Origin of the sequence: Nocardioides sp., assembly GCF_047606145.1 — a bacterium.
GTDB lineage: Bacteria > Actinomycetota > Actinomycetes > Propionibacteriales > Nocardioidaceae > Nocardioides.
In genome coordinates, this window is record NZ_JASGET010000086.1 from 1 (window position 1) to 11884 (window position 11884).

An 11884-nucleotide genomic window follows, 5' to 3' on the forward strand; every position below is an offset into this window, starting at 1 on the left:
GCCCGGCCACGGCCGCCGCGCAGCAGCGCCGTCACCGCCAGCGCCGCGGCGGCGGGCAGCCAGGCGGCCAGCAGATCCGTGGTGCCGGTGACCGCGAGGATCGTCAGCGCCACCACCGCGATCACCGCGCCGACCCAGCGTTGCGGAGCACGCCGGGCACGGCCGGCGCCGGCGGCGGCCGCCAGCACCAGGGCGAGACACGGGCCGAGCGCGGCCCACTGCCAGGCGTCGTGCACGGCCTGGTGGTCGTCCGGCCCCCACACCGTCACCAGACCGCCGCCGAGCACGACGAAGAGCCCGGCCGAGCCGAGCAGCGCACGGTCCGCGGGCCAGCGCCAGGCGCCGAGAAGGAGCCCGAAGGAGGAGACCAGCAGGGAGGCCGGGAAGGCGATGCCGGGCTCGCCGAGCCCGACCACGAGCGTCGGCACCGCCGCGGCCACCGCCAGCCAGCGCCACGCTCCCCAGCGCAGCGCCAGCAGCACGACGGAGGCGGCCGACAGCACCGCCGGCAACACCTCGGTCACTGCCCTCATGCGGAGACTCTGCGGAGGCGCCTTGACGGACGTCGACTCATCCCGGTCGGGTATGCCATGGCACCAATCTTCCCCGAGAGCCCCGAGACACGCCATCGTGCCCCCGGCCGAGCACCGGGGCGTCTACCGTTGCCGCATGCGCCGCGCGACCCGCCTGGACGGCATCCCACCCACGATCTTCAGTGAGATGTCGGCTCTGGCCGCCCGGACCGGCGCGGTCAACCTGGGCCAGGGGTTCCCGGACGTCGATGGTCCCGACGAGGCGATCGACCGGGCCGTGCGGGCGCTGCGGGACGGTGCCAACCAGTACCCACCGGGGCCTGGCATCCCCGCGTTGCGAGAGGCGGTCGCGCGACATCAGCAGCGACATTACGGGCTGAGCCTGGACCCGGCCACCGAGGTGGTGGTCACCACCGGCGCCACCGAGGGCATCGCCGCCGCGATGCTCGGCCTGGTGGAGCCGGGCGACGAGGTGATGGTGCTGGAGCCGTACTACGACAGCTATCTGGCGATGATCCAGATGGCCGGCGGCGTACGGCGGCCGGTGACGCTGCGCTCGCCCGACCTGCGCCTGGACGAGGACGCCGTACGGCGCGCGGTCACCGACCGGACGCGGCTGATCCTGCTCAACTCACCGCACAACCCGACCGGCACGGTGCTCCGCCCGGACGAGCTCGCCACCCTTGCCGAAGTGGCGATCGAGCACGACCTGCGGGTGATCACCGACGAGGTCTACGAGCATCTGACCTTCGGCGTGCCGCACGTTCCGATCGCCACCCTGCCGGGCATGTGGGAGCGCACGCTGACCCTGTCCAGCATCGGGAAGTCCTACTCCTTCACCGGCTGGAAGGTCGGCTGGGCCACCGGTCCGGCCGACCTGGTCGGGGCGGTGCTGGCGGCCAAGCAGTGGCTCACCTTCACCTCCGGGGCGCCACTCCAGCCGGCGGCCGCCTACGCGCTGGACGAGCTCGACGAGTGGCCTCGTCGGCTGGCCGAGGACCTGCGTGCTCGCCGGGACCTGCTCTGCGGGGGTCTGAGCGACCTCGGCCTGGAGGTGACGGTCCCGGACGGCACCTACTTCGCCGTCACCGACATCGGCGGACTGGGCTGGACCGATGGCAACGCGTTCTGTCGTGCGCTGCCACAGCGGGCCGGTGTGGTGGCCATCCCGCTGCAGGGCTTCTACGACTCCGAGGCCGGCCGCACCCTGGTGCGCTGGACGTTCTGCAAGCGGCCGGAGGTGCTCTCCGAGGCGCTGCGACGCCTGTGTGCGGCCGAGCTGCGCGCCTGACCCGCGGGGATCGGGCCGGATCGGGCTCGATCGGGCTCGATCGGGCGGATCAACGTCGGGTCAGCGCGGCTGGCGGCCGGTCAGCCACTCCCGCACGTCGGGCCTGACCAGCAGGCCGACGGTCGCCATCGTCATCCCGACGCCGAGCACCAGCAGCCCCGAGCTCATCGTGGCCACCAGCGCGGCGAGGGTCGCGAGCACGCCGAGCACCACCAGCGGCGTACGCGCCCAGGCGACCCGGCGCCAGAGCAGCAGCGCCAACACGGCCGCGCTGGCACAGAGCACCAGCACCACCCCGGCGACCACCCACATGGTGGCGACCAGCATGTGCTCGTCGACGCCTCGGTCGGCCAGGCTGGGCTCGCGCTTGAGCACCTCGGTCAGCACCGGCGCTGGGTCGGCGGCGACCACCAGCGCGGAGACCAGCATGCCGGCGGCGGTCAGTCCGGTGCCGATCCAGGTGAGCACGGCGGCCCAGACCACCGCGCCGGGACGCGACCCCGGCCGAGCCGTGGGACCACGCAGCGGCGCCGGCGGGGGAAGTGGCGGGGGAGGTGGCGGCGCGATCGGGGGCGAGGGTGGCGTCGGTCCGGAGGAGGGCGGCGGCGCGGGCGCCGGCGGCGCCTCCCGGACCACGCCGTCGAACCAGTCACGGGCGGGCTGCAGCCAGAGCAGCACGACCGCGGCGGCGGCGAACGTCGAGGAGAACCCCGCCGTCGACAGGCCGGCCAGCAGCAGCGGTACCGCGACCACGCTGAGCGCCACCCGGGCCCGCCGGTCGCCGCGCAGCACGTAGCCCGCCAGGATGGCGGCCGTCACCGCGCACGCCCCGGCGACCAGGGCGAGCACGTGGATGGCGTCGAGGACGTCCCCCACGCTCAGTCCGCTCCCGGAGAACGGGGCGTCGGCGAGCAGGTCGCTCACCGACTGGCGGGTCTCGAGGCTGTGCAGGCTGCGGATCGTCTCGAAGACCCGGACCACCGCGAGTGCGCAGCCGCCGATCACCAGGTACGACGCCAGCGTCACCTGGGACGGCCGCGGCGGCAGCTTCTCCTCGCTCACCGCGTCATTGTCTCAGGTGTCCCAGGCGATCCCCACACCGCCGAGTCGGCGCTTGATGGTCCAACAAGCGCCGACTCGACGCTCCCCCGCGTACGACAAGCGCCGACTCGGCGGACATCGAGTCGGCGCGAAGTGCCCGGAGTACGGCGCCCGAAGACAGCACCCAAGACAGCACCCAAGACAGCACCCGTCGGAGGGCTTCGTCCGATGCGCGGCGGCCGGGGTGACCACCCCGGCCGCCGCGCCTGCTCAGGCGATGAGGACCAGGCCGTCCTCGCCGAGGTCCACGGTGACCCGGCCGCCGTCGGCGACCTCGCCACCGATCAGCATCTTGGCCAGTCGGTCGCCGATCGCGCTCTGGATCAGCCGGCGCAGCGGCCGCGCGCCGTACGCCGGGTCGTAGCCGGTCCGGGCCAGCCACTCCCGCGCGGCGGGCGTGACCTCGATGCCGATCCGGCGCACCGCCAGGCGCTGCTCGAGCAGGCCCAGCTGGATGTCGACGATCTTGGCCAGATCCTCGGTGCTCAGCGCCTCGAAGGTGACGATCTCGTCGAGACGGTTGAGGAACTCGGGCTTGAAGCTCGCCCGGACCACTCCCATCACCGCCGCACGCTGCTGCGCCGGCTCCATGTTGGTGTCGACCAGGAAGTTCGAGCCCAGGTTGGAGGTCAGGATCAAGATGGTGTTGCGGAAGTCCACCGTCCGGCCCTGGCCGTCGGTCAGCCGGCCGTCGTCGAGCACCTGCAGCAGGATGTCGAAGACCTCCGGATGCGCCTTCTCGACCTCGTCGAGCAGCACCACCGAGTACGGCCGGCGGCGTACGGCCTCGGTCAGCTGGCCGCCCTCGTCGTAGCCCACGTAGCCCGGAGGCGCGCCGACCAGTCGAGCGACGCTGTGCTTCTCGGAGTATTCCGACATGTCGATCCGGACGATCGCCCGCTCGTCGTCGAAGAGGAAGTCCGCCAACGACTTGGCCAGTTCGGTCTTGCCGGTGCCCGTCGGGCCGAGGAAGAGGAAGGAGCCGGTGGGCCGGTTGGGGTCGGCGATGCCGGCCCGGGAGCGCCGGACAGCATCGGCGACCGCGACGACCGCCTCCCGCTGGCCGATCAGCCGCTCGCCGATGACCTGCTCCATCTCCAGCAGCTTGGCCTGCTCCCCCTGGAGCATGCGCCCGGTCGGAATGCCCGTCCAGGCCTCGACCACCTCGGCGATCTGCTCGGGGCCGACCTCCTCGCCGACCAGCTTCTCGGTCGGCTCGTCCTCGGTCTCGACGACCGCCGCCAGCCGCCGCTCGAGCTCGGGGATGAGCGCGTAGTTGATCTCCGAGGCCTTCTCCAGGTTGCCCTCGCGCAGCAGTCGGTCGGCATCGCTGCGCAGCGCGTCGATCTGCCGGCGCAACTCGCCCTCGCCCTCCAGGGACGACTTCTCCCGCTCCCACCGGGCCTCCAGGCCGCGCAGCTCCTCCTCCTTGTCGGCCAGCTCCTTGCGCAACACCGCGTGCCTCTCCAGGGAGGCGTCGTCGGTCTCCTTGGAGAGCGCGAAGTCCTCCATCTTGAGCCGGTCCACCTGCCGACGCAGCTGGTCGATCTCCTCCGGGGAGGACTCGATCTCCATCCGCAGCCGGGAGGCCGCCTCGTCGACCAGGTCGATCGCCTTGTCCGGCAACTGCCGGCCGGTGATGTAGCGGTCGGAGAGGGACGCGGCCGCCACCAGCGCCTGGTCGGTGATCCGCACCCCGTGATGCGCCTCGTACTTCTCCTGGATGCCGCGCAGGATCTGGATGGTGTCCTCGACGCTGGGCTCGCCGACGAAGACCTGCTGGAAGCGGCGCTCCAGCGCGGGATCCTTCTCGATCCGTTCGCGGTACTCGTCGAGCGTGGTGGCGCCGATCATGTGCAGCTCGCCGCGGGCGAGCATCGGCTTGAGCATGTTGCCGGCGTCCATCGCGGAGTCACCGCCGGCGCCGGCGCCGACGACGGTGTGCAACTCGTCGATGAAGGTGATGATCTGGCCCTCGGCGGCCTTGATCTCCTCCAGCACCGACTTGAGCCTCTCCTCGAACTGGCCGCGGTACTGCGCGCCGGCGACCATCGCGGCGAGATCGAGCGAGACCACCCGACGGCCCTTGAGCGAGTCGGGCACGTCGCCGTCGACCACCCGCTGGGCGAAGCCCTCGACGACGGCGGTCTTGCCGACGCCCGGCTCACCGATGAGGACCGGGTTGTTCTTGGTACGCCGAGAGAGCACCTGGATCACCCGGCGGATCTCGGAGTCACGGCCGATGACCGGGTCGAGCTTGCCCTCCTCGGCGGCCTTGGTCAGGTCGACCGAGTACTTCTCCAGGGCCTCGTAGGTGGACTCGGCATCCTGGCTGGTCACCCGCCGGTTCCCGCGTACGGCGACCAGCGACTCGCGCAACCCCTTCTCGCTCAGGCCGGCGTCGGTGAGCAGCGTGCGGGCGGAGCTGTCCACCGTGGCGAGACTGATCAGCAGGTGCTCGGTGGCGGCGTACTCGTCCTTCATCGACTGCGCCAGGGTGAGGGCGCCGGCCAGCACGCGGGTGAGCGCGGCGGAGGCCGCCGGCTGCTGCACCGTCGAACCGGAGGCATGCGGCAGCCCCTCCTGGGCGGTGTGGGCGGCCACGGCGAGAGCATCGACGTCGGCACCCGAGCGGGTGACCATCGAGCGGGCCGTGCCGTCGGTCTGGTCGAGCAGCGCCACCAGCAGGTGGATCGGCTCGGTGGTGGTGTTGCCGGCGGTGGTGGCGGCCAGCTGTGCGGCCTCGATGGCCTCACGGCTGCGGTTGGTGAACTTGTCGGCCGTGAACTGACTCATGGCTGGGCGACTCCTCTGGCGCGTGCTGACTTCCGAGCCCGGCGGGCCTGCATCCCAGGATGGGCCAGGCGTGGGCTCCTCATCTAGTCCAACACCCTAGAAGTTGAGTGCATTCCGCTCAAGTTTCATTATTTCAGAGGAGTGAGAGGAGGGCCGAGCTGCGCCGCCGATCAGGAACGCGAGGGGTTCGGCGGCTCGGTCGCCTCGGCCGGCTCGGGCGAGGAGTGCTGGGGGAACTCCTCGCTCGCTACATCCGGCTCCACCAGCGTGGCACGGCAGAAGCCCTCCCCGAACGGGGTCAGGTGCACGCTGCGCCGGACCACCTTGGCGAACTTGACCGCATGCAGCGCGGCCAGCACATCCGGCTGCGCCTCCAGCACCTGATACTCCTCGGAGTCCCGCAACGCCTCCTTGGAGAACCAGACCAGGCCGAGCCGGAACAGGTTGTTCAGGTACGCCGGCACCCGGTCGCCGTACCTCACTCCGGCGCGGGCGCCGATCATCGACAGGCCCGGGGCGACCAGCTGGCTGCTGACCAGTCCGACCGGACCGCCGGTGCGGACGTCGACACTGGGCTGCGGGCCACCTTGCAGCAGCAGGAGCAGGATGCGGGCCTCGTCGGGGGCGAGCTCGTCGAGGATCCGGGCGTACGCCGGATGGCCGCTCTCATCGCTCCACACATCGCGGGAGCGCTCCAGCAGGTCCGCGCCGCGGCGGCGCAGGTCGGCCTCGGAGTCGGGCGCGTCGCCACCCCCGCCGAGATCCCGGCTCCGGCCGGCGTGCTCCCGGTCGGTGGCGTGCTCGACCAGATCGACCAGCTCCCCGAGCGTGGGCGGCGTACCCGCGGCCAACGAGCGCGCGACCTCGGAGAAGGCGCCGACCACGTCGACCGCGTCCTGGGCGAGCTCGGCCCGCTCCTCGGCGTCGACGACCGCGCGGGCGGCTCGCAGTCCGGTGCGCAGGTAGGCACGCGCGCCCCACTGGCCGGCGTGCCAGGCCGCGACCGCCGCCACTCGCGCCAGCCCGGGCAGCTCCTCGATCGTCGGCGTCACCCCACTCCGAAGATCGCCAGGTGAAGGAAGCCGCCGGCCAGTCCCATGATCGCCCCGTGGGCGTAGAGCATCCATTCGTCCTCCTTGATCGCCGAGCGCATCATGTCAACGAAGTCCGGCGGCGGCAGTTCGCCGGTACGGCGGGCGACCAGCTGCCGGATCCGCTCGGCCTGCGCCTGGCTGAACTCGTGGTCTTGGAACGGCGCCAGCGTCCGCTCCGCCGCCCGCTCGGCGACCGAGCTGCTGATCCGGTCGAACCGGTCCGGGCCGAGCACCACCCGGACCGCGCCGCGATAGGGGCCTGCGGCCAGCGCGACGGCGGGGAGCAGGGCGGTGGTGATCAGGTAGCGGGTGGCGTCGCCGCGCGGGCCGGTGAGCAGATGATCGCCGATCCGCTCCAGGGTGATCACGTCGTCGGCGATGATCCGGGCGTAGACCTCCGCCGCCTGCGCCTGCCGGCGGGGGAAGAGTCCGTGCACGGTGACGCCGAGGACCCGGCGCGGCGTGGCCGGGGAGAAGATCAGCCACATCCCGAGCAGATTGGTGGCCCAGCCGACCACCACCCCCATCACCGGCAGCAGCCACGGCTGCCGCACCACCGAGTCGAGTACGCCGACCGGGATCCCGAGCAGGAAGCCGAACACGAAGCCGAAGGCGACCATCAGGTTGAGCTCGCGCTGGCCGAAGTCGCGGAAGATCCGCACCACCACCTCCGGATCCTCGCGGAAGTGCTCGATGACCATCAGCTTCGGGTCCAGCAGCTGGTCGATATGGGTGCCGATGTCGCTGGTGACCCGATGCGCGATGGTGGGCAGCTGCTCCTGGACCCGCAGCACGATCAGGTCCCGGACCGGCTGCGGCAGGTCCGCCCAGAGCTGCGGATACTCCCGCAGCATCGTCTCCTCGACCATCGCCGGCACCTCGGGACGGAACGTCTCCACGATGTGCGCGGCGATCTTCTCCGGCTCCAGCTGCTCGTAGAACTCACCCGGGGTACCGAGCTTCGCGATCGCCTTGTCGACGGCGATCGAGCCCATCTTGGCGGCCCGCGCGGGGATGATCCCCTGCCAGCCGATGCCGCCCTGGGCCAGCCCCGGCACCTCCTGGAGCTTGCGCGGCAGCACGCTCACCAGCTCCTTCAGCCCGGGGACGCGCACACCGCGGAACCGCAGCGGGAAGAACAGCATGTACAGCCCGGACCAGTTGATCAGCCAGCCCACCACGCCGGTGAACAGCGGCACCGTGACCAGGTGCAGCCACTCGACGTCATTCGCCCACTCACGCAGCCACTCGGGCCACACGCCACGTCCCTTTCGCTCAGCCCTCCCCGGCCGACGCGGGCGATCCTACCGCCGAGTAGCCTCGGCTCGGCTCCGGGCGGCGGGATGTCGGGGCCGGTGGGATGCGGAACCCTGGCGCGGACGCATCACGGGCCGGGACATCGTGTCCCGGCCCGTCGCAGCTTCGATCACTCAGATGGAGACCGATTCGCCCGTCGCAGCGGCGATGTTGTTGTGCTGGGTGCGTACGTCGTCCTTCGCCTCGCTCAACGACTGATGGAGCTTGTCCAGGTGAGGCTTGAACTCCTCCCACGCCTGCCGCATCTTGTCGGCGTTCGTGCCCTTCCAGACCGTGTTGCTGAAGTGGCCGTCCAGCCCCGTCTTCATGTCGATCGCCTTCTGGGCGTGCTCGTCGAGACCCTTGTGAAGGTTCCGCATCGTCTCGAGATCGGCTCCGACTTCCGCCATGGCTCCCCCTTCGTGGTTGTGGTTCCGTTGTGCACCCGAGAATGGCGTCACAACGCTGGTCAGCCTAGGCACGAGCGGCGCCGCTTGTCTATGTGTCCGCGCGTGTCCGTGCGGTCAGGCGAGTCGGGCCGCGATCCACGCGCCGACGACCACCGCCTACTCCGGCCAGATGACCTGGATCCGCTCGACGGCCCCGGTCCGGACCAGGAAGCCACCGCCCGGTGGCAGCGACTGCCCGATCAGCGAGCGCGGCACCCGGGCGGAGAACATGTCGGTGTCGGTGGTGCTCTGCGGCGAGAGCATCACCCCCGAGCCCGAGCGCTTGAGCGCCACGATCGGGCCGCGGTAGACGCTGCCCATCTCGCTCGGCGTACCAGCCCCGGCCAGGACCGAGCCGCTGTCGCGGATCTCGTTGAGGTGGCTCTCCAGCACTCCTGGCAGCCAGCCATCGGCGCCGACCAGCTCCAGGTCGTCCACCAGCACCAGCGACGGGCCGTCGGCGGCGCGCAGGGTCGCGAGCACCTCACTCACCTCGCTCTCCTCCGAGGAGGCGTCGTACGGCCCGTGCACCCGGTCGGCACCGGCGAGGTCGCGCAGCGGGCTCAGCCGCGGCGTGACCACCGCGACGTGCCACCCCGCCGCCAGGGCGAAGGTCGCCATCGTGCGCAGCACCGTCGACCGTCCGCTACGACGCGCGCCGGTGACCAACAGCGCGGGGCCGTGCTCGACGGCGTCGAGCGCGCGCAGGCCGAGGGTGTCGCCGCCCACGCCGACGACCACCGCGGAGGCACCGAGCTCCTGCTCGCCCAGCGCTCTCGCCTCGTCCAGCGTGACCCGGACGGGGAGGACGTCGAGCCGGAACGGGCGGCGCTCTCGCGGTACCGCCGGGTGCCGCTCGGTGGCCTCGCGTGCGATCGCCTGCAGCGCCGCGACCTGTGCCGTCCCGGCCGGATCGGGGGCGAGCAGCGCGACCTGGGTCTCACGGAGCCCCTCGGAGCGGAACCCGCGACCCTCGACCATCGTGGCGGGTACCTCGCGCGCGCTCAGCCCGATGACGCCGAAGTCGCTCGGATCGGTCATCCGGCCGATGAACTTGTCGTCGAGCAGGGTCGACATCCGCCCCATCAACAGGGTGCGGTCGCCGGTCATGACGACCTTGATCCCGACCGCCGCACCCTCCTGCAGGATCTGCTGCCAGGCCTGCACGAGCCGCCCGCTGTCGAGACCGTCGTAGGCCTGGAAGAAGCCCTCCCACCGGTCGAAGAGGACCACGAGGTAAGGCAGTCGCCGCTCGGACGGTACGGCGGCCCGCTGCTCGGTCACGTCGGCGAACCCGCCCAGCGCCAACTCCTGCTGACGCTCGCTGATGACCGCGCGCAGCCGCGTCACCAGCCGGTCCATCCGGTCCGTCTGGTCGCGGGCCACCACGGCGCCGACATGGGGCAGGCCGACCAACGGCAGCAGCGCGTTGTTGCCGCAGTCCACCCCGTAGACGTGCACGTCCTCGGGGCTCAGGTACGCGCCGATGGCACCGGCGATGGCGCGCAGCAGCGTCGAGCGACCGGCGCGTGGCGCGGCGACGATCGCCAGGTGCCCACCGCGGGCGACGTCGACGGTGGCCACGTCGCGGCGCTGCTCGGCGGGGATGTCGGTGAGCCCGAAGGGGATCACCATCTGCTCCGGCGTCGGGACCGCGGCGGGGAACTCCGCCAGCACCTCCGCCAGCGTGATCCTCTCGCCCATCGCGGGCAACCACGGGGTCACCGGCGCGATGATGCCGCTGCGTTCGCTGGCCTCCCGGGTGGCCTCGACCAGGGTGGCGAGGTCGGTGGGCACCGAGGTGTCCTCCTCGTCCTGGTCGGCGCCGCGCTCGACCGGGGTCCCCAGCGTCTCGAACCGGATGCGGCGTACCTCGACGTCGGCGACCTGGTCCTCACCCCGGGGCCGGCCACCCACCCGCGAGGACTGGAAGGCGATCAGGCTGGAGTGACCGAGCCGAGCGTAGGCGCGTCCGGGAGTGGACTTCGCGATGTGGGCGGCGTCGGGGGCCTCGATGACGTCGGCGGAGTCGCCGGTGTCGGTGACCCGCAAGGCGATGCGCAGATTGGTGTTGGACTTGATCTCGGCGCTGACCACGCCGGCGGGACGCTGGGTGGCGAGGATCAGGTGGACGCCGAGTGAGCGGCCGCGGCGCGCGATGTCGACCAGGCCGTTGACGAACTCCGGCAGTTCGGCGACCAGCGCGGCGAACTCGTCGATGACGATGAGCAGCCGCGGCATCGGCGCATCGCCGGGCTCCTTGGCGGCCAGATAGTCCTCGATGTCCTTGGCGCCGGCGGCGGCCAGCTGGTGCTCGCGCCGCCGCAGCTCGGCGCCGAGGCTCTCGAGTGCCCGGGTGGTCAGGTGGCCGTCGAGGTCGGTGACCATGCCGACGGTGTGCGGCAGCCGGTGGCAGTCCTTGAAGGCGGCGCCGCCCTTGTAGTCGATGAGCACGTAGTTCATCTCGTCGGGGCGGTTGTTCACCGCGAGCGAGGCGATGATGGTCTGCAGCAGCTCGGACTTGCCCGAGCCGGTGGTGCCGGCCACCAGCCCGTGCGGGCCGTCGCGGCGCAGGTCGATGGCGAACGGACCCTCCGCACCCTCGCCGATCACCGCGGTCGTGGTCCGGCCGACCGAGGCCCAGCGCTCGGCCATCGACTCGGCGCTCGGCCGGGTCAGACCGAGTACGTCGAGCAGCCGCGACGAGCCGGGCAGGGATCCGCTCTCCCCCACGGCGCTGACATCGCGGATCGGGGCCAGCGTGCGGGCGAGCAGCTCCGCCCAGCGGGCATCGGGCAGGTCGGGTCGAACCCCTTCGACCGGCATCCGCTCGCTGCGCCGTACGACGATCTGCGGCCGGCCGGCGTCGACCACCGCGCGACACTCCTCCGGCAGCAGCCGCTCGTCCTCGTCGAGACACAGGAAGAACATGCGCACCGACCCTCCGAGCCGCAGCAGATCGGGCACACCCGGCATCAGCCGCAGCCGGCGGGCGCCGTCGAGCACGACCAGGATCGGCTGCCAGGGTCCGAGCGACGCGCCCGAACGTCCGCGATCCTCGGCCGCCGCGAGTCGCTCCTGCAGGATGGCGACGAGCTCACCGATCCGCCGGCCGGTGGACTCCTGGTCGACTCCGACGTGCGCGACCTCGGTGTCGCCCAGGTCGGCACGCACGTGCGGCAGCCAGCGCATCCAGCCCCACGCCTCGGCGTCGGCCTCGCCGGCGAGCAGCACCATGTCCAGGTCGGCCGGCGAGTGCAGCACCGCCAGCTGGCCGAGCATGGCGCGGGCCAGCCCGAGCCGCGCCGCGCGCGCACCGGCCAC

Annotated in this window: 8 protein-coding genes; 1 reads left to right on the forward strand and 7 read right to left on the reverse strand. The window is 71.9% G+C overall.

Features of this window, described 5'->3' with window-relative positions; all coding sequences use genetic code 11:
• On the reverse strand, positions 1 to 533 hold a 533-nt coding region (locus tag QM638_RS10555), incomplete at its 3' end, for a hypothetical protein (protein WP_415141931.1).
• Between the two features lie 136 nt (positions 534 to 669).
• Between QM638_RS10555 and QM638_RS10560 the strand changes: the two genes are divergently transcribed.
• The gene (locus tag QM638_RS10560) at positions 670 to 1824 is read left to right on the forward strand and encodes a pyridoxal phosphate-dependent aminotransferase (RefSeq protein ID WP_415141932.1); all 1155 of its coding nucleotides are present in this window, start codon (positions 670 to 672) and stop codon (positions 1822 to 1824) included.
• Between the two features lie 60 nt (positions 1825 to 1884).
• Here QM638_RS10560 and QM638_RS10565 read toward each other — a convergent pair whose 3' ends face one another.
• The 6 genes from QM638_RS10565 to QM638_RS10590 form a co-directional block, all read right to left on the reverse strand.
• The gene (locus QM638_RS10565; protein WP_415141933.1) at positions 1885 to 2886 is read right to left on the reverse strand and encodes a hypothetical protein; all 1002 of its coding nucleotides are present in this window, start codon (positions 2884 to 2886) and stop codon (positions 1885 to 1887) included.
• Positions 2887 to 3135: 249 nt separating this feature from the next.
• Positions 3136 to 5721, reverse strand: a complete 2586-nt coding sequence (clpB, locus tag QM638_RS10570; protein ID WP_415141934.1) for an ATP-dependent chaperone ClpB — start codon at positions 5719 to 5721, stop codon at positions 3136 to 3138.
• Between the two features lie 170 nt (positions 5722 to 5891).
• Positions 5892 to 6773 carry an Abi-alpha family protein gene (locus tag QM638_RS10575; protein ID WP_415141935.1) on the reverse strand — a complete coding sequence of 294 codons (882 nt, stop codon included), beginning with the start codon at positions 6771 to 6773 and terminating at the stop codon, positions 5892 to 5894.
• Positions 6770 to 8074 (reverse strand): hypothetical protein, encoded by a 1305-nt coding sequence (locus tag QM638_RS10580; protein WP_415141936.1) that lies wholly within the window; start codon positions 8072 to 8074, stop codon positions 6770 to 6772. Before QM638_RS10580 ends, QM638_RS10575 begins: the two co-directional genes overlap by 4 nt.
• Before the next feature lie 171 nt (positions 8075 to 8245).
• Complete coding sequence (locus tag QM638_RS10585) at positions 8246 to 8521, reverse strand: WXG100 family type VII secretion target (RefSeq protein ID WP_415141937.1); 276 nt, start codon at positions 8519 to 8521, stop codon at positions 8246 to 8248.
• A gap of 156 nt (positions 8522 to 8677) precedes the next feature.
• On the reverse strand, positions 8678 to 11884 hold a 3207-nt coding region (locus tag QM638_RS10590), incomplete at its 5' end, for an FtsK/SpoIIIE domain-containing protein (RefSeq protein WP_415141938.1).

What these genes read in the sequence shown, in the direction of transcription:
- QM638_RS10560 (WP_415141932.1), top strand. Translation starts at nt 670, where the DNA reads ATGCGCCGCGCGACCCGCCTGGACGGCATCCCACCCACGATCTTCAGT.
- clpB (WP_415141934.1), bottom strand. Translation starts at nt 5,721, where the DNA reads ATGAGTCAGTTCACGGCCGACAAGTTCACCAACCGCAGCCGTGAGGCC.
- QM638_RS10585 (WP_415141937.1), bottom strand. Translation starts at nt 8,521, where the DNA reads ATGGCGGAAGTCGGAGCCGATCTCGAGACGATGCGGAACCTTCACAAG.